The organism is Modestobacter altitudinis, assembly GCF_005930475.1.
GTDB lineage: Bacteria > Actinomycetota > Actinomycetes > Mycobacteriales > Geodermatophilaceae > Modestobacter > Modestobacter altitudinis.
The window spans coordinates 1-23,368 of record NZ_SJEW01000076.1; the positions used below are offsets into that span (position 1 = coordinate 1).

Consider the following 23,368-nt stretch of genomic DNA (forward strand, 5'->3'; position numbering starts at 1 on the left):
GCGCTCCCCCGCTCCGGTTCTCCCCCGCCAGGCCACCTACGGCCAGCGTCCCTACACCCGGCCCGCCGTGCCCGGCGCAGGCCCGATGGGCCAGCGCCCGATGGGCCAGCGCCCGATGAGCCAGCGCCCGATGGCTGCCGGCCCGGTGGTGCAGCGGCCCGCCCCGCGCCCGGCCGTCTCCTTCCTGACCGTGGCCGAGGTCGCCGGGATCATGCGGGTGTCGAAGATGACCGTGTACCGCCTCGTGCACGGCGGCGAGATGGCCGCCGTCCGCGTCGGCCGCTCCTTCCGGGTGCCCGAGACCGCGGTGCGCGAGTACCTGGCCGACGCCCGCACCGACGTGGCGTGACGACGGGCTCGACCCGCACCACCAGCTGAGCCAGAGGGCCCGCCGACCACGGGGTCGGCGGGCCCTCTGGCGTCTGCGGCACCGCGATGTCGAGAACCGGCGGCCCGCTCCGTCCCCGGGATGAGCGACCACGATGGGTCGCCCACCCCGAGGAGGACACGATGGCCAAGTACCTGCTGCTCAAGCACTACCGCGGCGCACCGGCCGCGGTGAACGACGTGCGGATGGACCAGTGGACGCCGGAGGAGATCTCCGCCCACGTCCAGTACATGAACGACTTCGCGGCGAAGCTCGAGCAGACCGGCGAGTTCGTCGATGCCCAGGCGCTCTCCGCCGAGGGGACCTGGGTCCGCTTCGACGGCGAGGGCCGGCCGCCGGTCACCGACGGTCCGTTCGCCGAGACCAAGGACCTCATCGCCGGCTGGATGGCGATCGACGTCGACTCCTACGCGCGGGCTCTCGAGCTGGCCGGGGAGCTCTCGGCCGCACCGGGGGCCGGCGGGAAGCCGATCCACGAGTGGCTCGAGCTGCGCCCGTTCCTGACCGAGCACTCCACCAGCACCGAGTGAGCGGTCGGGTGGACGAGGTCCTCCTCCGGAGCCTCACGCCCGGCGTGCTGACCGTCCTCGGCCGCCGCGGAGCTGACTTCGCGGCGGCCGAGGACGCCGTGCAGGACGCGCTGGTCGAGGCGCTCCGGGTCTGGCCGGCCGACCCGCCGCGGGACCCCAGGGGCTGGCTGGTCACCGTGGCCTGGCGCCGGTTCCTGGACGCGACCCGGGCCGACACGGCCCGCCGTCGGCGCGAGGACGTCGTCGTCGAGGAGCCGGTGCCCGGGCCGGTGTCCGCCGTGGACGACACCCTCCAGCTCTACTTCCTGTGCGCGCACCCCTCGCTGACCCCGTCGTCCGCGGTGGCGCTCACGCTGCGCGCGGTCGGCGGGCTGACCACCCGGCAGATCGCCCAGGCGTACCTGGTGCCCGAGGCGACGATGGCGCAGCGGATCAGCCGGGCCAAGCGCACGGTCTCCGGTGTCCGGTTCGACGCCCCGGGCGACGTGGCCACCGTGCTGCGGGTCCTGTACCTCGTCTTCAACGAGGGGTACTCCGGCGAGGTCGACCTGGTCGCGGAGGCGATCCGGCTCACCCGGCAGCTCGCCACCACGATCGACCACCCCGAGGTGGCCGGGCTGCTCGCCCTGATGCTGCTCACCGCCGCCCGGCGGCCGGCCCGGACCGCGCGGGACGGCAGCCTGGTGCCGCTGGCCGAGCAGGACCGCAGCCGGTGGGACACCGCGGCCGTCACCGAGGGCGTCGCGGTCCTGCAGGCAGCGCTGGCCCGCGACCGGCTCGGCGAGTACCAGGCCCAGGCCGCCATCGCCGCCCTGCACGCCGACGCGCGCACCGCCGCGGAGACCGACTGGGTGCAGATCGTCGAGTGGTACGACGAACTGGTGCGGCTGACCGGCAGCCCGGTCGTCCGGCTGAACCGCGCGGTGGCGGTGGGCGAGGCCGACGGACCGCGCGCCGGCCTCGCCGCGCTCGCCGAGCTGGACGACGCCCTGCCCCGGCACGCCGCCGTCGCGGCGTACCTGCACGAGCGCGACGGCGACCTGGCGACCGCGGCCCGGCTGTACGTCGAGGCGGCCCGCAAGGCGGCGGACCTCGCCGAGCGGGACCACCTGACGCGCCGGGCCGCCCGCCTCAACGCCCGCCGGACCGGCTGACCGCTCGATGCCCTCTCACGCGGGTGCGCTGGTGGACCGGCCGGCTGCGGTGAGCTGAGCGCTGGTCGCCGCCAGCGGGAAGTACGACCGCAAGGCGGTGATCGCGTCCTCGGACACGTCGTAGGCCGTGCAGTACGGCATCCGGACGTGCCGACCCGTCGGCGCCACTCCCCATCGCTCCTCCTCGGTGCCGTACGCAGAGCCGCTGAGGCCGTCGACGGTCCTCGCGGCCGCCCGGATCGGCCAGGGTCCGAGGGCCCACCCTGCCGCGCCGCGGGTGGCCGGGCGCGCACAGTGGAGACCCTGGCGCCATCCCGTCGGGCGGGGCGGAGGGAGCAGAGGTGGAGATGAGCAGGACCCACACCCTGGCTCAGGTGTACCGCCGGTTCGGTGAGGTCGACGCTGCCGGGACGTCGCCGCTCTACGAGCGGATCGCCGTCGCGCTGAGCGAGTCCGGCGAGGCGCTGCGGGCCGTGGAGGCGGTGCCGGCGCGCAGGCGGCACCCGACGATGGTCCTCGCCGCGCTGCACGACCTCGCCCTCGCCGGGCGCGCGCCCGCGCTCGCCGCCGCCTACGCCGCCGCGGACGGCGACGCTGCCGCCGCCGCGGCGATCGCCACGCTGCTGCGGGAGACCGACGCGGTCGTGGCCCTCGCCGTCCGCCGGCGGACGCGGCCCGACGAGACGGGACACGGCGCGGTGCTGTACCCGGCCGTCGCCGAGGCGGCGCGCCGCCTGGGCGCGGAGGCGGTCGGGCTGATCGACGTGGACTGCGGCGCCGGGCTCGACCTCCACCTGCACCGGGTGGGCATCAGCTACGGCGACGGACGGGTGCTGGGCGACCCGTCGTCCCCGGTCCAGCTGTCGGCCTCGCTCGTGGGGGACCGCCCCGTCCCGGCCCGGGCGGTGCCCGCGGTCGTCGTCCGGGTCGGCATCGACCGCGATCCGGTGGACGTGACCGTCCCCGAGGACGTCCGGTGGCTGCGCGCCTGCCTGCCGCCGGACCAGCGGGAGCGGGCCGCGCGGCTCGACGCGGAGCTGGCCCTGGCAGCGGCGGACCCGCCGCAGCTGCTGCGCGGCGACGCCGCCGAGCTGCTGGCCGACGCCGTCACCCGGGTGCCCGCCGATGCCCTGCCCGTCGTCACGACGACCTGGGCGCTGTCGCGCCGCTCGCCCGAGGGGCGCCGGCACCTGCTGCACCGCGTCCGGGAGGCCGCCGACGGCCGGCCGGTCGCGTGGGTGTCCGCGGAGGGGGTCGGGGTCGCACCGGAGGTCCCGACGCTGGGCGACCGCCGCGCGTCGGGCCACAGCATCATCGGCCTGGCGGTCCTCGACCGGTCCACCGTGCGCGCCGAGGCCCTCGGCCGCTGCTGGTCGCGGGGCCGCCTGCTGTCGTGGCTGGCCGACTCGTGAACCACCCGCCGACGCAGCGATCGTCCCCATCTGGCAGTCAGTGCCCCTAGCGTCGGCACCGACCTGCCGGAGGACGACGGAAGGCGACCCGATGACCGCCCTGACCACCCTCACCCGCGAGCGCGCCGACCTGCTCGAGTCGCTGCGGCGGCACCGGGCCTTCCTCCGGTTCACCGTCCGGGACCTGTCCGACGAGCAGGCGCAGCAGCGGCCGACCGCCAGCGCGCTCGACCTCGGCGGGCTCGTCAAGCACGTCGCCGGCACGGAGGCGGGGTGGGCACGGTTCGCCGAGGGCGGCGCCGAGGCGATGAACCGCAACTGGGGTCCCGATGCCGTCAGCCGGCACTGGCACCTCGCACCCGGGGAGACGCTGGCCGACGTGCTGGCCGAGTACGAGTCGGTCGCGCAGCGCACGGACGACCTGGTCGCCACCCTGCCCGACCTGGACGCCGACCACGCCCTGCCGGAGGCACCGTGGTTCGAACCGGGCGCCCGCTGGTCGGCCCGCCGGGTGTTCCTGCACATCATCGCGGAGACCGCCCAGCACGCCGGCCACGCGGACATCCTGCGCGAGTCGATCGACGGTCAGAAGACGATGGGCTGACCCCCGGCGAGTGACGCGTCGACGGCGGCCTCCACGTGCAGCCGGGTGGTCGGGAAGACCGGGACCGAGCTGTCCGCGGCGCCGACGAGCAACTCGATCTCGGTGCAGCCGAGGACGACGCCCTCCGCTCCCGCAGCCACGAGCCGGGCGATGACCTGCCGGTAGGTCCGCCGGGACTCCTCGCGGACCACGCCGAGACACAGCTCGTCGTAGATCACGCGGTGCACCTCGGCGCGGTCGGCGGCGTCGGGCACGAGGACGCGCAGGCCCTGGCGGCTGAGCCGGTCGCGGTAGAAGTCCTGCTCCATCGTGAACGCCGTGGCCAGCAGCCCGACCGTCGTCAGCCCGGCCGCCCGCACGGCCGCAGCGGTGGTGTCGGCGAGGTGCATCAACGGGATCCCGATCGCGGCCTGCACCTGGTCGGCGACCTTGTGCATGGTGTTGGTGCACAGCAGCAGCAGGTCCGCGCCGGCGGCCTCCAACCGCACCGCCTCCTCGGCGAGCAGGCGGCCGGCGTGCCCCCACTCCCCGGCGACCTGCAGCCTCTCGATCTCGGCGAAGTCGAGCGACGCGAGCACGACCCGGGCCGAGTGCAGCCCGCCGAGCCGCTCCCGGACCAGCTCGTTCGCCAGCCGGTAGTACTCGGCGGTCGACTCCCAGCTCATCCCGCCGAGCATGCCGATCACCAGGGGTCGGGTGGCCCCGCCGTCGGGTGGTCCACCGGCGGGAGGTGGCAGAGGCACGGAGGTGGTCATCGCACTCCTTCACAGGTCGGACCGTCATGGTGGCGGCAACCCACCGGCGAGCGCGAGCGCCTGCTCGAGCCGACGTCCGACTCAGCCGAGGAGCCCCTGGAGGACGGCGCCGATGGCCGCCACCGCCGAGAGGGCGAGCACGGCCGGCCGGGTGTGCCCGTGGTCCACCCTGCGTCGCAGCGGCCCCGACAGCAGGAAGCCGGCGACGACCCCGGGGAGGAGGACGAGCGAGGTCCTCAGGTCGCCGGAGTCGAAGCGACCCACGGCGGTCAGGGCACCGAGGGCGACCAGGGAAGCGGCGATGAAGACGACGGACAGGGTGCTGCGCAACCGCGCACCTCCCGACCGGCCGTAGAGCAGTGCCATCGGTGGTCCGCCGATGGCCGCGGCGGTGGAGAGGAAACCCGTGGCGGTGCCTGCCACGAGCAGAGCCGCGCGACCGGGGGTCGGCTCCCACCGCGCCGCTGACAGCGCCACCGCGGTGAGCACCAGGAGTCCCAGGACGAGGCTGAGCACCCGCTCGGGCACGACCGCGAGGAGTCCCAGACCCGCAGCGGTGCCGGGCACCAGGCCGCACACCGCCCAGGAGGTGAGCCGGTCCACGGCTGTGAGCTCGCGGCAGGCCACGAGCACGGCGATGGCGAGGCCTGCGACCAGCGCCGGCCCCGGCACCAGGACCGGGTCGACGATGAGGAGCAGCGGCACCGCCAGCAGGTTCAGCCCGAAGCCGACCGCGCCGTGGACCGCGGCACAGACGGTGACCACGACCAGAGCGAGGAGGACGACCACAGGCCGGCCGTACCCCGCTCGCCGCGGCCCACGTGCCACGATGCCGTCCGTGCAGCCCTCCGGAGTCGACCAGGTACGCGAGCTGATCTCCTCGTCCTCGGCCGAGGCGGTGGTCGCGGCCAGCCTGCAGCGGGCCCGCGACGTCGCCGACCTCGGCACCTTCATCGCGGTCGCCGACCGCGTGGAGCCGGGAGCCGGCCCGCTCGCCGGCGTGCCGCTCGCGGTCAAGGACAACCTGGACACCTCCGACCTGCCCACCACCGGCGGGACGCCGGCCCTCCGCGACTCCCGACCGGGTCGGGACCAGCACGCGGTGGCGCGGTTGCGCGCGGCCGGGGCGGCGGTGATCGGCAAGACCAACCTGCACGAACTGGCGCTCGGCATCACCAGCAACAACGCCGCCTTCGGCCCGGTGCGCAACCCGCACGACGCCACCCGCTCGGCCGGGGGCTCCTCGGGCGGGTCCGCCGTCGCCGTCGCGACCGGCGTCGTCCCCCTCGCGCTCGGCACCGACACCGGCGGATCGCTCCGGGTGCCGGCGGCGCACTGCGGCGTCGTGGGGTGGCGGCCCACGACCGGCCGCTGGGGCACCGGCCGCACCGTGCCCATCTCGCGCACGCGGGACACGGCCGGGGTGCTCGCGACCTCGGTGGCCGACGTGGCGCTCGTCGACGAGATCGTGACCGGCGAGTCCGCCCCGGCGCCGTCGGGCCGACCGCTGCGGCTGGGGGTCCCCCGCCAGGGGTTCTTCGACGACCTCCACCCCGAGGTCGCTGCCTGCACCGAGCGGGCGCTGGAACGGCTGGCCGCCAGCGGTGTCGAACTGGTCGAGGTCCAGGTCGTGGACGCCCACGCGCTCGACACGGAGTGCGGCTTCCGCATCGTCTTCTTCGAGGTGGCCCAGGACCTGCCGGCCTACTGCGCGACGCTGCCCGGGCCGGAGAGCGCGCTGACCCTGGCCGACGTGCTGGCCCAGGTGGCGTCGCCGGACGTCCGTGGCGCCCTGGAGGCAGCCGCGAGCGGGGTCGTCACCGAGGAGGTCCACGCCCAGGCGATGGCGACGCGGGACCGCCTGCGCGCGGCCTACGCCGCCGCGCTCCGGCCCGCCGGCGCCGAGCGGCTTGATGCCCTGGTGTACCCGACGGTGCCGCTGCCCGCTCCGCCGCTGGGCGACGACGACACGACCGAGCTCAACGGGCAGCAGGTGCCGGTCTTCCTCACCACCATCCGGAACACCGGTCCCGGTTCGACCGCGGGCATGCCGGCCATCTCCCTGCCGGCGGGGACGACGCACACCGGGCTGCCGATCGGCATCTCGCTGGAGAGCCTGCCGGGCGAGGACGCCGCCCTGCTGGCGAGCGCACGCCGGGTCGAGGCCGCCCTGGTTCGCTGAGCTGCGGGGCTGCGATCATCACCGCGTGATCACCGACGACCGGACCGACTCCGGCTGGACCCCCGCCGCCGACCGTTACGCATCGACGGACTACCGGCGGGCCGGACGCAGCGGCCTGCTGCTGCCGCCGATCTCCCTGGGGCTGTGGCAGAACTTCGGGGCCGACCGGCCGATCGCCACCCCGCGGGCGATCCTGCGGCGGGCCTTCGACCTCGGGGTCACCCACATCGACCTGGCCAACAACTACGGCCCGCCCTACGGCGCCGCCGAGACGACCTTCGGGGCGGTGCTGGCCAGCGACCTGCGCCCGTACCGCGACGAGCTGCTCATCTCCACCAAGGCCGGCTACGACATGTGGCCCGGCCCCTACGGCGACGGCGGCTCGCGCAAGTACCTGGTGTCCAGCCTGGACCAGTCCCTGCGCCGGACCGGCCTCGACCACGTCGACGTCTTCTACTCCCACCGCCGGGACCCGGACACCCCGCTGGAGGAGACGATGGGCGCGCTGGACGCCGTCGTCCGGGCCGGGAAGGCGCTCTACGTCGGCATCTCCAACTACTCCCCCGCCGACACCGCCCGCGCCGCCGAGCTGCTGGCCGACCTGGGCACCCCGCTGACGCTGCACCAGCCCCGCTACTCGATCTTCGACCGGCACGTGGAGGCCGGCGTCCTCGACGCGGCTGCCGCGGCGGGGGCGGGGGTCGCCGTGTTCTCCCCGCTGGCCCAGGGGAGGCTCACCGACCGCTACCTGCACGGGGTCCCCGAGGGCTCGCGGGCCACCCGCAGCGCCTACCTGTCCACCGACGACGTCACCGAGGACCTGGTCAGCCGGGCCAAGGCACTCGACGAGGTCGCCGGCGCGCGCGGCCAGACCCTGGCCCAGCTGGCGCTGCGCTGGGTGCTCCGCGACCCGCGGGTCACCACCGCCATCATCGGCGCCAGCTCGGTGGCCCAGCTGGAGGCCAACCTGCAGGCGGTCACCGGCCCCGACCTGACCGCCGAGGAGGTGGCCGCCGTCGAGCGCTGGGCTGCTCCCTCCGGCGGCACCCTCTGACCTCCGCCCGGCTGCCGACGTCCCTGGTCTGAGGGCGTGACCGGGTTGCGGTGACGGAGCCGGTGGACCCGGAAGAACTAGGGTCCCGCCATGGCCGACCCCGCACCGTCGCTCGACCCCGTCCAGCTCGGCGCCTACTTCGACCTCATCGAGGTCACCAGCCTGCTGCGGCACGCGGTCGAGCAGCAGCTGCGCGAGGCCGGCGGCCTCAGCTACGTGCAGTTCCAACTGCTGGCCCGGCTCGGTGACTCGCCGACCGGGAGCTCGCGGATGACCGACCTGGCCGACGGTGTCGTGTACAGCCGCAGCGGGCTGACCTACCAGGCAGGTCTGCTCGAGAAGGCGGGCCTGGTCGTCCGCACCCCCTCCCCGGACGACGAGCGGGGCATCACGGTCACCATCACCGACGCCGGACGCGCGGTGCTCACGGCGGTGTTCCCCGGCCACATCGCGCTCCTCCAGGACCTCTTCTTCGCGCCGCTGTCCCGCGAGGACATCGCGGCCCTCGCCGACCTGCTGGCACCGGTCCGGGCCCACATGCGCTCAGCGCCGCCGCGCTCGGCAGCACCGCGCCGCCGCACCGGCGACGCGTGAGCACCTGGCGCGTCGACACCACTTGCTTCGAATTCGAATGACCTCTACGGTCCTCCATGTTGCTTCGAGTTCGAAGCAGGTCGAGACCAGACGAGAGCGAGCCCTCCGATGAAGGCAGTCCGTTTCCACGAGTTCGGCGCCCCCGACGTCCTCCGCTACGAGGACGTCGAGCTGCCCGTCCCCAGCACCGGCGAGGTGCGCATCCGCGTCGCCGCGACGTCGTTCAACGGCGTCGACGGCACCATCCGCGCCGGCACCATGCAGGGCCCCATCCCGGTGGTCCTGCCGCACACCCCCGGCATCGACGTCTCCGGCACGGTCGACGGGCTCGGGGAGGGCGTGGACGGCCTGGCGGTCGGCGACGCGGTCGTCGGTTTCCTGCCCATGGTGGTCGACGGGGCGGCCGCGGAGCACGTCATCGCGCCGGCCGACGTCCTGACGCCGGCGCCCTCGAGCATCCCGCTGCCTGACGCGGCCGCGCTGCCGAGCGTCGGCCTGACCGCGTGGCAGGCGTTGTTCGACCACGGCCGGCTGTCCGCCGGGCAGCGGGTGCTGGTCAACGGCGCCGGCGGGGCGGTCGGCGGCTACGCCGTCCAGCTGGCCAAGGGCGCCGGCGCGCACGTCATCGCCACGGCCAGCCCGCGCAGCAGCGACCGCGTCACGGCCGACGGCGCCGACGAGGTCATCGACCACACCACCACCGACGTGCTCGCGGCGGTCACCGAGCCGGTCGACGTCGTGCTCAACCTGGCGCCGGTCGACCCGGCACAGCTGGCCGCGCTGGTCGACCTGGTCCGCCCCGGCGGTGTCGTCGTCAACACGACGGTGTGGATGCCCGCCCCCTCCGACGAGTCGCGCGGCGTGCGCGGCATCGACCTCTTCGTCCGCAGCGACGCCGACCAGCTGGCGAAGCTGGTGGCGCTGGTCGACCGCGGCGAGCTGCGCGTCGACGTCGCGGAGCGGGTGCCGCTGGCCGAGCTGGCGACGGTCCACGCCCAGGCCGCGACCGGAGGGCTGCCCGGCAAGGTCGTCGTCGTCCCGACCGGCAGCTGACGTCCCCGTCCTGACGGTCGGCGCGGCGGCCCCGGCCGTTCCCCGTCACCCGGTCCGGCCCACAGCGCCATGGCCGGGCGCGGACCCGGGCGGCACGGGCAGAAGGTGGCCTGGTCGACACTGCACGGCCTGGCCACCCTCCAGGCCGGCGGTCGCCTGCGCCCCAGCCAGGCCCAGGCCCGGCTCGACCTCGCCCACCGCATGCTCACCGGGTCGGGAACCGATTGAGGCGCATCCTCGTCGAGGTCCCTCGCCGGCCTGGCGATCGCCGCCACCGGCGTCCGCCACGGCACCGACGCCTTCGGCGCGGTCCCCGGGCTCGACGCCGTCTCACCGGGTGCGTCGTGCGCGCGCTCCTCGCAGGCCGGCGCCGTCCGGTGCCGGGCCGTCCGGTGCCGGGCCGTCCGGTGCCGGGCCGACCGGTGCCGGGCCGTCGTCGCCGGCGACCGGAGGTCCGCCGATGGTGACCGGCCGCCCGGCCACGGCCGCGACCACGGCCCAGCAGACACCGATCCCGGCCAGCGCCGCCAGCGGGACCACCCAGCCTCCGGTCGCACCGTAGAGGCCACCGGCGAGCAACGGGCCCGTCGCGCCGATCCCGTAGCCGACCAGCTGCGCCATCCCGGAGATGCGGCGGGCGGCGCCCTCGTCGTGGGCGCGCAACACGATCACGGTGAAGGACAGGGCGACGCCGGCCCCCTGCGCGAGACCGCCGACGGTCACCCACAGCACCCAACCGGCGGGCCAGCCGAGCAGGCCGACGAAGAGCACGACCCAGCCGGCGCCCACGACCAGCCCGAGGCCCACCTGCCCGCGCCGGCGCCCGATCAGCGCCGGCACGAGCAGCGCCCCGACGATGCCGACCAGCTGGAAGAGCGACGCCGCAGCGGCCCCCGTCGAGAGGCTCGCGTCCAGCCGGTCGACGAGCACGGTCGGCAGCCAGGTGGTCACCGCGTAGTACAGCATCGTCTGGAGGGCGAGCAGCAGCCCCACGGCCCACGCCACCGGATGCCGCCACACCGAGGGTCCGGTCGCCGATCCGCGTCCTCCGACCGGCGACGAGGGAGCAGCCCGCCCGGGTCTCGCCGGACCGGCACGGCCGGCGGCGACCTGCCACAGCACGGCCGCGGCGAGCGCCAGCACCGCCCAGCAGGCCAGCGCCACCCGCCATCCCCAGAGTCCGGCGATCGGGGCGGTCAGCGCCGCGGTCAGCGCCGCGCCGGCGGCCAGGGCGGCGGTGTAGAGGCCGGTCACCCGGCCGGCGTCAGCACCGAACCGGGCCTTCACGACCGGCGGCAGCAGCACGTTGCCCACCGTCATCGCCAGGCCGATCGCGACGGTCCCGGCCAGCAGCACGGTCGAGCCCCCGAGCACGCGCGTCACGGTCGCGACGGCGAGCAGCAGCAACGCCGACAGGATCGACGGGTGAGCACCGGTCCGCCGTCCGAACCAGGCCGCGGCCGGTGCCGCTGCGGCGAAGCAGAGCACCGGCAGGGTGGTCACCAGGCTCACGAGAGACGGCGAGAGGCCCAGGTCGGCGCGCATCTGGGGCAGTACCGGCGAGACCGCGGCGATCGCCCCGCGCAGGTTGACGCCGACCAGGAGGACGGCGGCGAGCAGCAGCGCCGACGCCCGCTGCTCCCCGGGCCCGTTCACCCGCTCAGACTGGCACGCCGTCCCCGGCCACCCCGACCGTCGTCGCCCGGACCGCTCCGGCCGTGCCGTGACCAGCGCTCGTGGACCGCAGGTGCGACGCTCCCCCCATGACCAGGACGGTGTACCGGGGCGCGGCGCTGGCCGACGGAACGGGCCCGGAGCTCGTGAAGGACGTCCATGTGCTGGTCGAGGACGACCGGGTCCTCTCGATCGGACCGGCCGACGACGAGCCGGACCCGGGGCCTGACGCCGAGGTGATCGACTGCTCGGGCGCCACCATCGTCCCGGGCCTGGTCGACAGTCACAGCCACCTGACCATGCCGGGCGGGGCGCACTGGGTCGACCGCGGGTTCGATGCCCCCGAGCGGTTGCTCGAGGTGGCCGAGGACAACGCCCGGCTGCTGCGGTCGGCCGGCGTCCGCTGGGCACGGGACGTGGGCTCCCCGGTCGGCACAGATCCGGTGGACGGACGGGTCCGCGGCCTGGCGCTCGGGGTGCGCGAGCGATGGGCGGGCCGGCGCGAGTACCCCTACGTCCGGGCGGCAGGCACGTGGATCTCTCGGCAGGGAGCACTCCCGACCGGTCTGGGGGTGGAGGTCGCGGACGGTGACGGGCTGCTCGCTGCTGCTCTGGCACAGCTCGACGACGGCGCGGACCTGGTCAAGATCTACCTCGACGGCCCGGACGCGGAGACCTCACCGTTCACGGCCGGCGAGGTGCGTCGCATCGTGGCGGCCGCAGGCGAGCGGGGCGCCCGGGTGGCTGCCCACTCCAGTTCCCTCCCCGGCGCCCGGGCGGGGGCCGAGGCGGGGGTGGCATCGCTCGAGCACGGGTTCACCCTGGACGCCGACGTCGCGGCGCTCATGGCCGCCCACGGGGTGGCGCTGGTGTCGACGCTGAGCGTGCTCGAGTCGTGGCGGACCTTCTCCCGGACGACGACCCTTCCCCGGTTCGCGGGCCAGGAGAGCGAGCAGCGGATCGCCGAGCGGCGCGAGCGGGCGCACGACAGCGTGCGGCTGGCCGCCCGAGCCGGGGTCCTCATCGCCGCCGGCACCGACTTCGGTGGCGGTTCCACCCGCGCCAACCAGCTCGCCTGGGAGGTGGAGTGCCTGGTCGAGGCCGCGCTCGAGCCGTGGCAGGCGCTCGCGGCCGCCACCCGGAACGGCGGGGAACTGCTCGGCGAAGCGGAGGCGGGCGTCATCCGGGTCGGCGGCCCGGCCGACTTCGCGCTGGTGCACGGAGACCCGCTGTCCGATCCCGCGGCGCTCTGGCGGGTGTGGCGGGTGGCCTGACCCGGCTGCAGGCCGGCCCGGGCCTACAGGGGCTCGAGGAGGCGTTGCAGGAACTGCCGGGTGCGGGGCTCACGCGGCTCGACGAGCACCTCCGACGGCGGGCCCTGCTCCACCACCACGCCGCCGTCGAGGAAGAGCACCTGATCGGCCACCTGCCGGGCGAACCGCATCTCGTGGGTCACCACGACCATCGTCCAGCCCTCGGCGGCCAGCGACTGCATCACCCGCAGCACCTCGCCGACCAGCTCGGGGTCGAGGGCACTGGTCGGCTCGTCGAAGAGCACCACCTGCGGCCGGGTGGCCAGCGCGCGGGCGATGCCGACGCGCTGCTGCTGCCCACCTGACAGCTGGACCGGGTAGGCGTCCGCCTTGTCGGCCAGGCCCACGCGGGCCAGCAGTGCCCGCGCCTCCTCCCGCGCCTCGGCGCGCGGCCGGCCCTGCGCGAACACCGGCCCGGAGGTCACGTTGTCCAGCACGGTGAGGTGCGGGAACAGGTTGTGGGACTGGAAGACCATGCCGCTCTGGCCGCGCAGCCGGGACACCGCGCGGGCGTCGGGCCGGGTCGCCCAGTCGAGCTCGACGTCGCCGATCCGCACCGTCCCGTCCTCCGGCGTCTCCAGCCCGTTGAGACTGCGCAGCACCGTCGTCTTGCCCGAGCCGGACGGCCCGATGAGGCAGGTGACCGACCCGGAGGGCACCGCCACGTCGACGCCGCGCAGCACGCGGTTGGCGCCGAAGGACTTGACGAGCCCGCGGGCCTCGAGCAGCGGGGTGCTCATACGGCCACGTGCCGCGACAGCCGGGTCTCCAGCCGGGTCTGACCGAAGGACAGCACGAGGCACACCACCCAGTAGTAGACGGCGGCGACGCCGTAGAGCGTGAAGAACGCGAAGCTCGGCGACGCGATCTCCTGGGCCTTGCGGAGCAGCTCGGTGACCAGGATGGTCGAGACGAGCGAGGTGTCCTTGACCAGTGAGATGAGCGTGTTGCTCAGCGGCGGCACGGCGATCCGCGCGGCCTGGGGCAGCACCACCCGGCGCAGCGTCGTGGTCCGCCCCATCCCGACGGTCATCGCCGCCTCGAACTGCCCGCGCGGCACCGCCAGGATCGCCCCCCGCACCGCCTCGGAGGCGTAGCCCCCGACGTTGAGCGACAAGGCGATGATCGCGCTCGGCCACGGGTCGAGGGTGATCCCGAGCGAGGGCAGCCCGAAGAAGACGATGAACAGCTGGAGCAGCAGCGGCGTGCCGCGGATGATCGAGACGTAGGCCCGGGCCAGCCCCGACACCAGCCGCTGCCCCGACAGCCGCATCAGCGCGATCACCAGCGCGATCACCAGCCCGAGCACGAAGCTCACCGCCGTCAGCGGCAGCGTCCCGCGCAGCAGCCCGTCGAGCAGGGGCCCCAGGCTGCTGCGGACCAGGTCCCAGTCGATCGCGTTCACTCGCCGCTGACGTCCTCGCCGAAGTACTTCTCGGAGATGCCGGCCAGCGTGCCGTCGGCGCGCAGCGCCTCCAGGGCCCCGTCGACCCGGGTCTGCAGGTCGGTGCTGTCCTTGCGGAAGACCAGGGCCTGCTCGCTCGGCTGGTCGATCTCGGCGGCGATCTTCACGTCCTGGTCGCCGGTGGTCTTCTGGTACTCCAGGAAGGCCAGGCTGTCGTTGATGGTGACGTCGACGCGCTCCTGCTTGAGCAGCGTGATGGCCTGGGTGAAGCCCTCGACGGCCTCGACCTGCGCGCCGGCCTCGGTGGCGACCTCGGCGAAGCTGCTGGTGGTCGACTGCGCGCTGCGCTTGCCCTTGACGTCGGCGAGCGAGGTGACGCTGTTGTCGTCCGCGCGGGTCACGACGACGCCGGTGGAGACGGTGTAGGGCGCGGAGAACAGGTACTCCGCCTCGCGCTCGGGGTTGATCGTGACCTGGTTGGCGATGACGTCGTACCGGTCGGACTCGAGGCCGGCGAAGATCGAGTCGAACTGCGTCTCGCTGAACTCGACCTCCATGCCGAGCTCCGTGCCGACGGCCTCGGCCACCTCGACGTCGTAGCCGGTCAGCTCGTTGCTGCTCGGGTCGTGGAAGGAGAAGGGCGCGTAGGTGCCCTCGGTCGCGACGCGGAGCACGTCGCCCGAGCCGCTCGCGCTGCCGCCTCCCGCGTCGTCGGAGTCCCCGCCGCAGGACGTCAGCAGCAGGGCGGTCGCGGTGGCGAGGGCAACGGTCAGGGGCAGGCGCGTGCGCACGGTGGGCTCCGGGTTCATCAGGTCAGGGGTGTTCGCCGTCCGGCAGGTCGATGTCTGCTGTCAGGGGCAACCAGTCCCACGCACGAGCATTCCGCCGGGTCGCCGGTCCCACAACACGAACGACCGGACCGGCGCAACGCGATCACCTACGAGCGCCTGAGCCGCCCTGAGCCGCGGGTCGCATCTCAGCCGCTGAGCTGGCCGACCGGTCGACAGCGGAGGTTGATCTCCTCGACCGGGTCGCCGTTGTCGAGCTCCAGCGGCACCGGGGACCCGCCCGGGGCGTCGTACAGCCGCACTCCATCGCCGAGCAGGACGGGCAGGACGTGCAGGTCCATCTCGTCGAGCAGGCCGCGTGCCAGGAGCTGCCGGCCGATGGTCGGGGACAGGACCTCGACGTTCTTGCCTCCCGCGGCGCTCCGGGCGATCTGCACCGCGTCGGCGACGTCGCAGCTGAGGAAGGTCACGCCGTCGGCGGGCTCGGCGTCCTCGGGGTGGTGGGTGAGCACGAAGACGGGCCCGCTCCACGCACCGCCGTACACGGCGCGCGCGTCCGGGAACGCGTCCCAGCCGTCGCGTCCCCCGAGGACCGCCCCGGTCGTCTGGAGGTACTCCTCGACCAGACCCGGCCGGTTGGTCGCCGCGGGCATCCAGTCCATCCGGTGACCGGGCCCGGCGACGAATCCGTCCAGCGACATCGAGAAGTGCCACAGCACCTTTCCGGCGGCTGTCCGGGGGGTCGTGTCGCGCATGATGCCCTCCTCCGCTGAGGTGTGAGTCAGCCGACTCACCTCATGGACGGTAGGGACCGACAGGAGGTGAGTCAAGCGTCTCGCCTCTGTGCCAGACTGACCGCATGCCGCGCGAGCTGCCCGAGTACCACCAGCGAGTGGCCGACCAGAACCGCGCGGCCATCCTCGCCGCCGCCGAGGCACTGTTCCTCGACGGCGGTTACGACAGGACGTCGCTCGCACGTGTTGCCGAGAACGCGGGTGTCTCCAAGGCGACCCTGTTCAAGCAGTTCCCGACGAAGGCCTCGCTGTTCGAGGCAACCGTCCTGGCCGTGGGCCGGGCTCCGGACGGCGTCGTCGCCGCTCCCCCTCCCGGCGACCTGCACGCCGGCCTCATGGCGTTGGGCCGGGAGTACGCCACGGTGCTGACCCGTCCCGGGACGGCCGAGCTGATCCGGCTCGTGATCGCCGAGGCGCCCCGCTTCGCCGAGCTGCGCGAGCGGACCTTCGACTTCGGGACCCTCCCGGCTCTCGCCGCCCTCGGTCGCTACCTGCGAGCCGAGCGGGACGCAGGACTCGTGACGGTGGACTCCCCAGAGACCTCCGCCGCACAGTTCCTCGGCATGATCGCTTCCGCTGTCTTCTGGCCGCGGCTGGTGCACGCCGGCTGGTCGATCGACGAGGAGGAGACGCACCGGGCGATCGAGGAGGCCGTGCGGACGATGGTCGCGCGCCTGGCCCACACGTCGGCGACCCCGCGCTCGGGAGGCGTCGGGTCCCGCGGCCGCCCGTGAGGTGGGAGCCGTCACCGCGCCCGGACGGCGTAGGTCAGGTGGGTCACCCGCCGCGTCGACTCCGCGCGGACCTGCTCCAGCGCCACGCGGCCGGCGTCCACGCTCTCGAACAGGCGGATGCCGGAGCCGAACAGCACGGGTGAGAGCGCGATCGTGAACTCGTCGACCAGGCCGGCGTCCAGGTACTGCAGGATGGTCGCGCCCCCGCCGGCGATGCGGACGTCGAGGTCGCCGGCGGCCTTCCGAGCCTGGTCGAGCGCGGACTCGATGCCGTCGTTCACGAAATGGAACGTGGTCCCGCCCGGCCGCTCCCAGGGGTCCCGCTCCTGGTGCGTCACGACGAACACCGGCGTGCGGAACGGCGCGTCCGCCGGCCACGTCTGCTCGCCGGCGTCGAACATGCGCTTGCCCATCACGTTCGCGCCGGTGCGCTCGAACGTCTCCCGCACGACGTCGTTGTCGCGACCCTCCTCGCCGCCCTGGCCGAGCTGCAGGCGCTCCCGGAAGAACCGCTGCGGGAAGACCCACGCCTGCAGTTCTCTCCACTGCTGCCCCATCAGGTCACCGAGGGCCTCGGGGGCGATGAACCCGTCCAGCGACATCGACACGCTGAAGAACACCTTCCCGGCCATCAGTCCTCGGCTCCCTTCCGGACGGTCCCGGTGACGTAGGCCGCCAGGTTGCCCAGGGTCTGCTGACCGGCCTCGATCGCGTGGTACTTCTCGACCGCCTCGTCGCACAGCTCCTTGGTGGGGAACACCGTGCGCATCTCGATCCGGGTCGCCGCGCCGTCGGGCGCGAACGTGAGGACCGACTCGAAGGCGTTCGGGTCGCCGCGGGACTCACCGTGCAGCATCGCGATCCGCTCCGGCGGGACGATCTCGGTCCAGGAGATCCACTCCTGGTAGTCCGTCCCGTCCGGCCCGTGCATCACGAAGTCCCACTCCCCGCCCACGCGGAACTCGAAGGACCGCGTGGTGGTGCTGAACCCCTCCGGCCCCCACCACTGCGACAGGTGCCGCACCTCGGTGAACGCCTCGAACACCAGCTCCGGTGCGGCGTCGATGACCCGCGAGATCACGATCTCGCGGTCGGTCCTCGCGGACTGCGCCGCTGCTCCTCGTCCCGTCGCACTCATCGCTGCTCCTCCTGCCGTGACTGCTCCAGTTCCTGCACGTACGCGTCCAACCGGTCGAAGCTCTCGTTCCAGAACTGCTCGAACCCGCCGGTCCACTCGTGGACCGGTCGCAGCCCACGGGCGTCGAGGCCGTACAGGCGCTGCCTGCCTGCCCTGCGGTCCCGCACCAGCCCGACCTCGCGGAGCACCCGCAGGTGCTTGGACGCCCCCGGCTGCGGCAGCCCCAGCTCCCGGGCCACCTCGGTCACCGGCCGCTCCCCCGCCCGCAGCAACACCAGGATCTCCCGGCGCTGCGGCTCGGCGATCGCGTTGAAGACGTCTGAGGTCGTCGCTGCTCGTGCCATGACAGCTAACATATACCCATATCGGCATGCGTCAAGCAGGATGCAGGCCGGCCGGGGGCGAGCGGAGCGCAGCGTCGTGGCGTGGAGCCGGGCTGGACCGGCGGGCCAGACTGCGCAGATGGGCACACGACCGGGCGTGGCCGGCTCGCCGACCGGGGTCCCCGCACGGATGCGGGCGGCCTGGATCGAGGAGCTCGGGTCCGCCGACTCCATCCGGTACGGCGAGCTCCCGGTGCCGGCGCCCGGGCCGACCGACGTCCTGGTGCGGGTGACGGCGATCGCGGTGGACCCGGTCGACATCCTGGTGCGCTCGGGCCGGTACCGCACACCGCTGACCTTCCCCTTCGTCGTCGGCCGGGACCTCGTCGGCGCGGTGGTCGCCGTCGGCTCCCCGACGGTCCCGTTCGAACTCGGCGAGATGGTCTGGTGCAACAGCCTCGGCCACGGTGGCCGACAAGGCGCCGCGGCGGAGTACGCCGTCGTCCCGGCTGATCGGCTCTACCGGCTGCCTGCCGGCGTCGACCCGGTCGACGCGGTCGCGGTGCTGCACCCAGGAGCCACCGCCCACCTCGCCCTGGCCACCCATGCCGGGCTGCGCGCCGGGGAGACGGTCTACGTCGCCGGCGGTGCCGGGCACGTCGGCGGCGCGGCCGTCATGCTCGCCGCGCGGGCCGGTGCCCGGGTGGTCGCCAGCGCCGACGAGGCCGATCTCGAGCACTGCCGCTCAGCGGGCGCCACCGTCGCCCTCGACTACCGCGACCCCCTTCTCGTCCGGCACATCGCCGAGGCGGCCCCCAGCGGCGTGGACGTCCACCTGGACACCTCCGGCCACGCCGACCTCGCCACGGCCGTCGACCTGCTCGCCCCCCGGGGTCGCATCATCGCCATGGCGGGCTTCAGCGCGCGTCCGGAGCTGCCGATGGGCCGGCTGTACGGCCGCGACGGCCGACTGCTCGGGTTCGCCATCAGCAACGCGAGCACGTCGGAGCTCGCCGCCGCGGCACTCCGCGTCAACCAGTGCCTCGCCGACGGTTCCCTCGCCCCGCGGGGAGTCGACGTGCTCCCCCTGTCCGCGACCGCCGAGGCCCACCGCCGGCTGGAGGGAGGACGGGCCCGAGGCGTTCGGCTGGTCCTGCAACCGCAGCCGTGACCACAGCGCTCACCGCCGCACCCACCACTCGGAGGGACGTGTGCTCCCCCGGGGTCTCGGCGGTGCGGACGAGCCGGGCGCGGCCCAGCACGTGGCCGGCCATGGTGAAGGCGATGAACGCCGGGGCGCGTCGGCCGGGACGCCGATGTCCTCGACGTCCAGGGCGGTGCTGGTGCTGGTGAGCGTGGAGGTCAGCACCTCGGGGAGGCGGGCATAGGCGTCGTGGCCGGGCATGGACGGTCCTACCGTCGGGGTGTTCCGGGTCTGCCGGGGGTCACTCGGTCTCGGCGCGCTCACCGGGGACGATGGTGGTGACGAGCAGCCCGAGCCCGTCGGCCTGGACGCGCTCGGACGCCGGCATCGCGGCCGGCGCCGACCTGACCGGCCTCGCTGACGGTGGCGCCGCGATGGTGCACGTCGACGTCCGGTACGTCACCGGCTGACGCCCGCCCTGGTTCCCGGGGCGGGTGCGGGGCGGCTCCTCAGCTGCCCACCGGCACCGGCGAGGTCGTCGTCGGCGCGGCGGCTCCGCGGCGGCGGCCGACCCGGGCGAGGGCGACGGTCGGCAGCACGGTCAGCGCGGCGATGACCGTGCCCACCACCGCCGGCCCGGTCGCTCCCAGGCCAGAGTCGAGCGCCCGCCCGGCGAACCCGGAGCCCACTGCGGTGCCCAGGTTGTACGCCGAGACCGACAGGGCCACGCCCAACGTGGGCGCGACGCCGGCGAAGCCGACCGCCAGCGCGGAGAGCACCGGGTTCGCGCTCAGCCCGAGCAGGCCCAGCAGCACGACCAGGAGCACCGTGGGCAGCGGATGGGCGGCCAGCAGGGAGAGAGCCAGCAGCACGCCCGTGGTCGAGACGGCGACCGCGACCGTGGTCGCGTGCGGGTGGACGTCGCCGAGGCGGCCGCCGGCGACCGTGCCGACCAGGGAGCCGACGCCAAAGCCGACGAGCACCAGCGGCACCCAGGCCGGCGCGATGCCGGCCCGGTCGGTCAGCAACGGGGAGATGTAGGAGTACGCCGACAGCACGCCGCCGGTCGTGGTCGCGCAGGCCGCGAGGACCAGCCACAGCCGGCCGCTCACCAGAGCACCCAGTTCCGAACGCACGGACACCACCGGGGCGCCGTCCTCGTCCCGCGGGACGTGCCGGGCGATCAGCGGAACGGCCACCAGCGCCAGGGCGGCCAGCGCCCAGAACGGCCCGCGCCAGCCCGACAGCTGCCCGGCGAACGCGCCGATGGGCACGCCGACGACGTTGGCGAGCATCCCCCCGGCGCCGACGAGCCCCAGCGCGCGGGCACTGGCCGCCGGGCCGGCCGCACGGGTGGCGACCACCGACGCGACCGCCCAGAACGCGCCGGTCGCCCAGGCGGTGGCGAACCGCGCGACCAGCAGCAGCGGGAAGCTGCTCGCGACCGCGACGACGACGTGGCCGACCGCGAACACCACCAGGGCGGACACCAGCGTCACCCGCCGCGGCGTCCGCCGGGTGAGCAGCGCCATCGCCGGTGCGCCGACGATCATCCCTGCCGCGAAGACGGTGATGAGCAGCCCGGCCTGCGCCACGCTCACCTGCAGGTCGCCGGCGATCTCCGGCAGCAGGCCGGCCACCACGAACTCGGTCGTGAGCATCAGGAAGGTGCCGACGGCGAGCACGTACACGACGAACGGGAGCCGGGCCGACCCCGACCCGGTCGGGTCCGCCTCGACCGGCAGGTCGACCCGGGCGGGGCGGCCCGAGGTCACGCCAGGGTCGCGGTGTCGATGACGAACCGGTAGCGGACGTCGGAGGCCAGCACCCGCTCGTAGGCCTCGTTGACCTGGTCGGCGGCGATGACCTCCACCTCGGCGCCGATGGAGTGCTCGGCGCAGAAGTCGAGCATCTCCTGGGTTCGCGCGATGCCACCGATCATCGAGCCGGCGTAGGTGCGGCGTCCGCCGATCAGCGACATGACGTTGAGGCTCAACGGCTCGGCCGGGGCGCCGACGTTGACCAGCGCGCCGTCCACGGCGAGCAGCGACAGGTACGCGTCGACGTCAATCGACGCGCTGACGGTGTTGACGATCAGGTCGAAGCTGCCGGCCAGCGCGGGAAAGGTGTCCGAGTCGCTCGTGGCGGCGTAGTGGTCCGCGCCGAGGCGCAGGCCGTCCTCCTGCTTCTTCAGCGACTGCGACAGCACGGTCACCTCGGCCCCCATGGCGTGCGCGAGCTTGACGGCCATGTGGCCCAGGCCGCCCAGGCCGACGACGGCGACCCGCTTGCCCGGCCCGGCGCCCCAGCGGCGCAGCGGGGAGAAGGTGGTGATGCCGGCGCAGAGCAGCGGCGCGGCGGCGGCGGAGTCGATGCCCTCGGGGACGCGGAGCACGTAGCCGGCGTCGACCACCACGTGGGTGGAGTAGCCGCCCTGGGTGGTGCTGCCGTCCCGGTCGGTGGCGGCGTAGGTGCCGACCATGCCGTTGAGGCAGTACTGCTCGTCGCCGTTGCGGCAGTTGGTGCACTCGCCGCAGGAGTTGACCATGCAACCGACGCCGACGCGGTCGCCCACCCGGTGGGTGGTGACGTCCGGCCCGACCTCGGTGACGGTGCCGACGATCTCGTGGCCGGGGACGACGGGGAAGGGCTGCGGGCCCCAGTCGCCGTTCACGGTGTGGATGTCGGAGTGGCAGATGCCGGCGTGCGTGATGGCGATCAGGACGTCGTTCGGGCCGACGTCCCGGCGCTCGATGGTGGTGGCGGCCAGGGGCTTGCCGGCGGCGGGGGCTGCGTAGGCGTGGACGCGCATGGGAGTGCTCCTCGTGCTCGGTGGTGTGTAGGGGGTCAGTCGGTCGCCGGCGCGGCGGTGTACTCCGCGTCGGTGACGGGGGTCAGCCAGTGCACGACGGCGTGGTCGGCGTCGGCCTCGTTGACGGCCAGGTGGACCATCAGCCGGTTCGGCGCAGCGCCGTGCCAGTGCTCCTCGTCGGCCTCGAACAGCACCCGGTCCCCGGGCCGGATGACCTCGACCGGGCCGCCGCGGCGCTGGCACAGGCCGATGCCCTCGGTGACGAAGACGGTCTGGCTCAGCGGGTGGTGGTGCCAGTGGGTGCGCGCACCGGGCATGAAGTGCACCAGGTTGGCGCTGAGCCGGGACGGCGCGGGTGCGGCGGCGACGGCGTCGATGTAGACGTCGCCGGTGAACCAGTCGGCCGGCCCCTTGACGGTGTCGACGGAACTGCGGGTGATCTGCACGGTCGTCCTCCTCCGGTGTGGCGGGTGCTGACGTCCACGGAACGCCGACCTCTGCGCGGGTGGCAGGGCGGACCTGTGGGAGGTACCAGCTCGACCCCCCACCGGGGCGAGGGCGACGTAGCGTCGGAGGCGTGGACAACCGCGCGGACATCCGGGACTTCCTCACCAGTCGCCGGGCCCGGATCACCCCGGGGCAGGCCGGGCTGCTGCCCGGTGGTGGCCGGCGGCGGGTCCCGGGGCTGCGCCGCGAGGAGGTCGCCGTCCTCGCCGGGGTGAGCACCGACTGGTACACCCGGCTGGAGAAGGGCCACATCTCCGGCGTCTCCGAGGACGTGCTGGAGGCGGTCGCCCGGGCACTCCGACTGGACGAGGCGGAGCGGACGTACCTGTTCGACCTGGCCCGCGCCGCGCGACCGAGCCGGGCTCCGCAGCGCCGCGGCAGGGCGCAGATCCAGCCGTCGGTGCAGTGGATGCTGGACTCGGTGACGGGCTCGGCCGCGTTCGTCGCCAACGGCCGGCTGGACATCGTGGCGAGCAACGCCCTCGGGGAGGCGCTGCACGCGCCGCTCTTCGACAACCCCTCGGGACGGGCCAACTTCGCCCGGTTCCAGTTCCTCGACCCGCGGGCGCTGGACTACTACCCGGACTGGAACGGGGCGGCCAACGTGACGGTCGCGCTGCTCCGCGCCGAGGCAGGCCGCCGCCCGAACGACGCCTCCCTGCGAGAGCTGGTGGGCGAGCTGTCGACGGTCAGCGAGCCGTTCCGCACCCGGTGGGCGGCGCACGACGTGCGCATCCACCACAACGGCGTGAAGCAGTTCCACCACCCCGTCGTCGGAGCGCTCGGCCTCACCTACACCACCCTCGCCCTGCCCAACGGCGACGCGTCGGGCCTGCGGCTGACCATCTACACCGCCGAGCCCGGGACGCCGTCCGAGGACGCTCTCAAACTGCTGGCCAGCTGGGCCGCCACCCGCGCCGCGACGGAGTCCCCGTCGGCTGCGGTGACCGACCGGCCCTGACGCCCAGCGCGGAACGCCCCGCGGCTCCCCCGGTCGGGCTGGGTGGGTG

The 23,368-nt window shown here is 74.4% G+C and carries 29 protein-coding genes; 15 read left to right on the forward strand and 14 right to left on the reverse strand.

Annotated elements, in window-relative coordinates; genetic code table 11:
- The 3 genes from FHL79_RS26650 to FHL79_RS20995 form a co-directional block, all read left to right on the forward strand.
- Positions 1-349 (forward strand): helix-turn-helix domain-containing protein (locus FHL79_RS26650; RefSeq protein WP_439331136.1); only part of this gene is annotated, 349 nt, incomplete at its 5' end.
- 161 nt (positions 350-510) lie between these two features.
- Positions 511-918, forward strand: coding sequence for a YciI family protein (locus FHL79_RS20990; protein WP_138760508.1), 408 nt, complete (start codon positions 511-513; stop codon positions 916-918).
- Positions 919-926: 8 nt separating this feature from the next.
- Complete coding sequence (locus FHL79_RS20995; protein WP_138760509.1) at positions 927-2,072, forward strand: RNA polymerase sigma factor; 1,146 nt, start codon at positions 927-929, stop codon at positions 2,070-2,072.
- Between the two features lie 15 nt (positions 2,073-2,087).
- Here FHL79_RS20995 and FHL79_RS21000 read toward each other — a convergent pair whose 3' ends face one another.
- Positions 2,088-2,240, reverse strand: coding sequence for a nuclear transport factor 2-like protein (locus tag FHL79_RS21000; protein ID WP_138760510.1), 153 nt, complete (start codon positions 2,238-2,240; stop codon positions 2,088-2,090).
- 179 nt (positions 2,241-2,419) lie between these two features.
- Between FHL79_RS21000 and FHL79_RS21005 the strand changes: the two genes are divergently transcribed.
- Together FHL79_RS21005 and FHL79_RS21010 are read left to right on the forward strand one after the other, a co-directional pair.
- Entirely contained in the window at positions 2,420-3,484 is a 1,065-nt protein-coding gene (locus FHL79_RS21005; RefSeq protein ID WP_138760511.1) for a DUF2332 domain-containing protein, read from the forward strand.
- A gap of 91 nt (positions 3,485-3,575) precedes the next feature.
- Positions 3,576-4,088, forward strand: coding sequence for a DinB family protein (locus tag FHL79_RS21010; protein ID WP_138760512.1), 513 nt, complete (start codon positions 3,576-3,578; stop codon positions 4,086-4,088).
- Here the strand turns inward: FHL79_RS21010 and FHL79_RS21015 are convergent.
- Both FHL79_RS21015 and FHL79_RS21020 read right to left on the reverse strand, forming a co-directional pair.
- Complete coding sequence (locus FHL79_RS21015) at positions 4,070-4,843, reverse strand: aspartate/glutamate racemase family protein (RefSeq protein WP_138760513.1); 774 nt, start codon at positions 4,841-4,843, stop codon at positions 4,070-4,072. The genes FHL79_RS21010 and FHL79_RS21015 overlap by 19 nt on opposite strands.
- A gap of 81 nt (positions 4,844-4,924) precedes the next feature.
- The gene (locus FHL79_RS21020; protein WP_171058274.1) at positions 4,925-5,632 is read right to left on the reverse strand and encodes a TSUP family transporter; all 708 of its coding nucleotides are present in this window, start codon (positions 5,630-5,632) and stop codon (positions 4,925-4,927) included.
- A gap of 49 nt (positions 5,633-5,681) precedes the next feature.
- On the opposite strand from FHL79_RS21020, the gene FHL79_RS21025 reads away from it, so the two are divergent.
- The 5 genes from FHL79_RS21025 to FHL79_RS21045 all read left to right on the forward strand — a co-directional run bounded on the left by FHL79_RS21025 (position 5,682) and on the right by FHL79_RS21045 (position 9,954).
- Positions 5,682-7,025 (forward strand): amidase family protein, encoded by a 1,344-nt coding sequence (locus FHL79_RS21025; RefSeq protein ID WP_246081071.1) that lies wholly within the window; start codon positions 5,682-5,684, stop codon positions 7,023-7,025.
- Positions 7,026-7,050: 25 nt separating this feature from the next.
- Positions 7,051-8,079 (forward strand): aldo/keto reductase, encoded by a 1,029-nt coding sequence (locus FHL79_RS21030; RefSeq protein WP_138760516.1) that lies wholly within the window; start codon positions 7,051-7,053, stop codon positions 8,077-8,079.
- 90 nt (positions 8,080-8,169) lie between these two features.
- Positions 8,170-8,673, forward strand: coding sequence for a MarR family winged helix-turn-helix transcriptional regulator (locus FHL79_RS21035; protein ID WP_138760517.1), 504 nt, complete (start codon positions 8,170-8,172; stop codon positions 8,671-8,673).
- Positions 8,674-8,781: 108 nt separating this feature from the next.
- Positions 8,782-9,726, forward strand: a complete 945-nt coding sequence (locus tag FHL79_RS21040; RefSeq protein ID WP_138760518.1) for an NADP-dependent oxidoreductase — start codon at positions 8,782-8,784, stop codon at positions 9,724-9,726.
- A gap of 69 nt (positions 9,727-9,795) precedes the next feature.
- Positions 9,796-9,954, forward strand: a complete 159-nt coding sequence (locus tag FHL79_RS21045; protein ID WP_218938548.1) for a hypothetical protein — start codon at positions 9,796-9,798, stop codon at positions 9,952-9,954.
- 102 nt (positions 9,955-10,056) lie between these two features.
- Here the strand turns inward: FHL79_RS21045 and FHL79_RS21050 are convergent, their stop codons facing one another.
- On the reverse strand, positions 10,057-11,382 hold the full coding sequence (locus tag FHL79_RS21050; RefSeq protein WP_138760519.1) for an MFS transporter: 1,326 nt from the start codon (positions 11,380-11,382) through the stop codon (positions 10,057-10,059).
- Positions 11,383-11,489: 107 nt separating this feature from the next.
- On the opposite strand from FHL79_RS21050, the gene FHL79_RS21055 reads away from it, so the two are divergent.
- Positions 11,490-12,674 carry an amidohydrolase family protein gene (locus FHL79_RS21055; protein ID WP_138760520.1) on the forward strand — a complete coding sequence of 395 codons (1,185 nt, stop codon included), beginning with the start codon at positions 11,490-11,492 and terminating at the stop codon, positions 12,672-12,674.
- Between the two features lie 23 nt (positions 12,675-12,697).
- Here FHL79_RS21055 and FHL79_RS21060 read toward each other — a convergent pair whose 3' ends face one another.
- The 4 genes from FHL79_RS21060 to FHL79_RS21075 all read right to left on the reverse strand — a co-directional run bounded on the left by FHL79_RS21060 (position 12,698) and on the right by FHL79_RS21075 (position 15,661).
- A complete protein-coding gene (locus FHL79_RS21060; protein WP_138760521.1) occupies positions 12,698-13,453 on the reverse strand; it encodes an amino acid ABC transporter ATP-binding protein in 756 nt (251 codons plus the stop codon).
- Complete coding sequence (locus FHL79_RS21065; RefSeq protein WP_138760522.1) at positions 13,450-14,118, reverse strand: amino acid ABC transporter permease; 669 nt, start codon at positions 14,116-14,118, stop codon at positions 13,450-13,452. The genes FHL79_RS21060 and FHL79_RS21065 overlap by 4 nt, the downstream gene beginning before the upstream one ends.
- Positions 14,115-14,909: an amino acid ABC transporter substrate-binding protein gene (locus FHL79_RS21070; RefSeq protein ID WP_246081073.1), complete on the reverse strand. Its 795-nt coding sequence runs from the start codon at positions 14,907-14,909 to the stop codon at positions 14,115-14,117. The genes FHL79_RS21065 and FHL79_RS21070 overlap by 4 nt, the downstream gene beginning before the upstream one ends.
- Positions 14,910-15,094: 185 nt before the next feature.
- Positions 15,095-15,661, reverse strand: coding sequence for a dihydrofolate reductase family protein (locus tag FHL79_RS21075; protein WP_138760524.1), 567 nt, complete (start codon positions 15,659-15,661; stop codon positions 15,095-15,097).
- Between the two features lie 104 nt (positions 15,662-15,765).
- On the opposite strand from FHL79_RS21075, the gene FHL79_RS21080 reads away from it, so the two are divergent.
- Positions 15,766-16,434 (forward strand): TetR/AcrR family transcriptional regulator, encoded by a 669-nt coding sequence (locus FHL79_RS21080; RefSeq protein ID WP_138760525.1) that lies wholly within the window; start codon positions 15,766-15,768, stop codon positions 16,432-16,434.
- Positions 16,435-16,445: 11 nt separating this feature from the next.
- On the opposite strand, the gene FHL79_RS21085 is transcribed toward FHL79_RS21080, so the two are convergent.
- The 3 genes from FHL79_RS21085 to FHL79_RS21095 are packed head-to-tail and all read right to left on the reverse strand — an operon-like array spanning position 16,446 to position 17,916.
- Positions 16,446-17,066 carry a dihydrofolate reductase family protein gene (locus tag FHL79_RS21085; RefSeq protein ID WP_138760526.1) on the reverse strand — a complete coding sequence of 207 codons (621 nt, stop codon included), beginning with the start codon at positions 17,064-17,066 and terminating at the stop codon, positions 16,446-16,448.
- Complete coding sequence (locus tag FHL79_RS21090) at positions 17,066-17,572, reverse strand: SRPBCC family protein (RefSeq protein ID WP_138760527.1); 507 nt, start codon at positions 17,570-17,572, stop codon at positions 17,066-17,068. The genes FHL79_RS21085 and FHL79_RS21090 overlap by 1 nt, the downstream gene beginning before the upstream one ends.
- Positions 17,569-17,916, reverse strand: a complete 348-nt coding sequence (locus FHL79_RS21095; protein ID WP_138760528.1) for an ArsR/SmtB family transcription factor — start codon at positions 17,914-17,916, stop codon at positions 17,569-17,571. The genes FHL79_RS21090 and FHL79_RS21095 overlap by 4 nt, the downstream gene beginning before the upstream one ends.
- A 118-nt stretch (positions 17,917-18,034) precedes the next feature.
- Here FHL79_RS21095 and FHL79_RS21100 point away from each other — a divergent pair, with 118 nt between their 5' ends.
- Positions 18,035-19,066: an NADPH:quinone reductase gene (locus tag FHL79_RS21100; RefSeq protein WP_218938549.1), complete on the forward strand. Its 1,032-nt coding sequence runs from the start codon at positions 18,035-18,037 to the stop codon at positions 19,064-19,066.
- 311 nt (positions 19,067-19,377) lie between these two features.
- On the forward strand, positions 19,378-19,509 hold the full coding sequence (locus FHL79_RS26240) for a hypothetical protein (RefSeq protein ID WP_281283887.1): 132 nt from the start codon (positions 19,378-19,380) through the stop codon (positions 19,507-19,509).
- A gap of 39 nt (positions 19,510-19,548) precedes the next feature.
- On the opposite strand, the gene FHL79_RS21110 is transcribed toward FHL79_RS26240, so the two are convergent.
- The 3 genes from FHL79_RS21110 to FHL79_RS21120 are packed head-to-tail and all read right to left on the reverse strand — an operon-like array spanning position 19,549 to position 22,297.
- The gene (locus tag FHL79_RS21110) at positions 19,549-20,814 is read right to left on the reverse strand and encodes an MFS transporter (RefSeq protein WP_246081075.1); all 1,266 of its coding nucleotides are present in this window, start codon (positions 20,812-20,814) and stop codon (positions 19,549-19,551) included.
- Positions 20,811-21,851, reverse strand: coding sequence for an NAD(P)-dependent alcohol dehydrogenase (locus FHL79_RS21115; protein ID WP_138760529.1), 1,041 nt, complete (start codon positions 21,849-21,851; stop codon positions 20,811-20,813). Before FHL79_RS21115 ends, FHL79_RS21110 begins: the two co-directional genes overlap by 4 nt.
- A gap of 35 nt (positions 21,852-21,886) precedes the next feature.
- On the reverse strand, positions 21,887-22,297 hold the full coding sequence (locus tag FHL79_RS21120) for a (R)-mandelonitrile lyase (protein WP_138760530.1): 411 nt from the start codon (positions 22,295-22,297) through the stop codon (positions 21,887-21,889).
- Positions 22,298-22,428: 131 nt separating this feature from the next.
- On the opposite strand from FHL79_RS21120, the gene FHL79_RS21125 reads away from it, so the two are divergent.
- A complete protein-coding gene (locus FHL79_RS21125) occupies positions 22,429-23,319 on the forward strand; it encodes a helix-turn-helix transcriptional regulator (RefSeq protein WP_138760531.1) in 891 nt (296 codons plus the stop codon).
- Positions 23,320-23,368 lie beyond the last annotated feature (49 nt).

What these genes read in the sequence shown, in the direction of transcription:
- FHL79_RS21045 (WP_218938548.1), top strand. Translation starts at nt 9,796, where the DNA reads ATGGCCGGGCGCGGACCCGGGCGGCACGGGCAGAAGGTGGCCTGGTCG.
- FHL79_RS21115 (WP_138760529.1), bottom strand. Translation starts at nt 21,851, where the DNA reads ATGCGCGTCCACGCCTACGCAGCCCCCGCCGCCGGCAAGCCCCTGGCC.
- FHL79_RS21080 (WP_138760525.1), top strand. Translation starts at nt 15,766, where the DNA reads ATGCCGCGCGAGCTGCCCGAGTACCACCAGCGAGTGGCCGACCAGAAC.
- FHL79_RS21075 (WP_138760524.1), bottom strand. Translation starts at nt 15,661, where the DNA reads ATGCGCGACACGACCCCCCGGACAGCCGCCGGAAAGGTGCTGTGGCAC.
- FHL79_RS21090 (WP_138760527.1), bottom strand. Translation starts at nt 17,572, where the DNA reads ATGAGTGCGACGGGACGAGGAGCAGCGGCGCAGTCCGCGAGGACCGAC.
- FHL79_RS21005 (WP_138760511.1), top strand. Translation starts at nt 2,420, where the DNA reads ATGAGCAGGACCCACACCCTGGCTCAGGTGTACCGCCGGTTCGGTGAG.
- FHL79_RS21100 (WP_218938549.1), top strand. Translation starts at nt 18,035, where the DNA reads ATGGGCACACGACCGGGCGTGGCCGGCTCGCCGACCGGGGTCCCCGCA.
- FHL79_RS21040 (WP_138760518.1), top strand. Translation starts at nt 8,782, where the DNA reads ATGAAGGCAGTCCGTTTCCACGAGTTCGGCGCCCCCGACGTCCTCCGC.
- FHL79_RS20990 (WP_138760508.1), top strand. Translation starts at nt 511, where the DNA reads ATGGCCAAGTACCTGCTGCTCAAGCACTACCGCGGCGCACCGGCCGCG.
- FHL79_RS21095 (WP_138760528.1), bottom strand. Translation starts at nt 17,916, where the DNA reads ATGGCACGAGCAGCGACGACCTCAGACGTCTTCAACGCGATCGCCGAG.
- FHL79_RS21055 (WP_138760520.1), top strand. Translation starts at nt 11,490, where the DNA reads ATGACCAGGACGGTGTACCGGGGCGCGGCGCTGGCCGACGGAACGGGC.
- FHL79_RS21010 (WP_138760512.1), top strand. Translation starts at nt 3,576, where the DNA reads ATGACCGCCCTGACCACCCTCACCCGCGAGCGCGCCGACCTGCTCGAG.
- FHL79_RS21015 (WP_138760513.1), bottom strand. Translation starts at nt 4,843, where the DNA reads ATGACCACCTCCGTGCCTCTGCCACCTCCCGCCGGTGGACCACCCGAC.
- FHL79_RS21085 (WP_138760526.1), bottom strand. Translation starts at nt 17,066, where the DNA reads ATGGCCGGGAAGGTGTTCTTCAGCGTGTCGATGTCGCTGGACGGGTTC.
- FHL79_RS21060 (WP_138760521.1), bottom strand. Translation starts at nt 13,453, where the DNA reads ATGAGCACCCCGCTGCTCGAGGCCCGCGGGCTCGTCAAGTCCTTCGGC.
- FHL79_RS21035 (WP_138760517.1), top strand. Translation starts at nt 8,170, where the DNA reads ATGGCCGACCCCGCACCGTCGCTCGACCCCGTCCAGCTCGGCGCCTAC.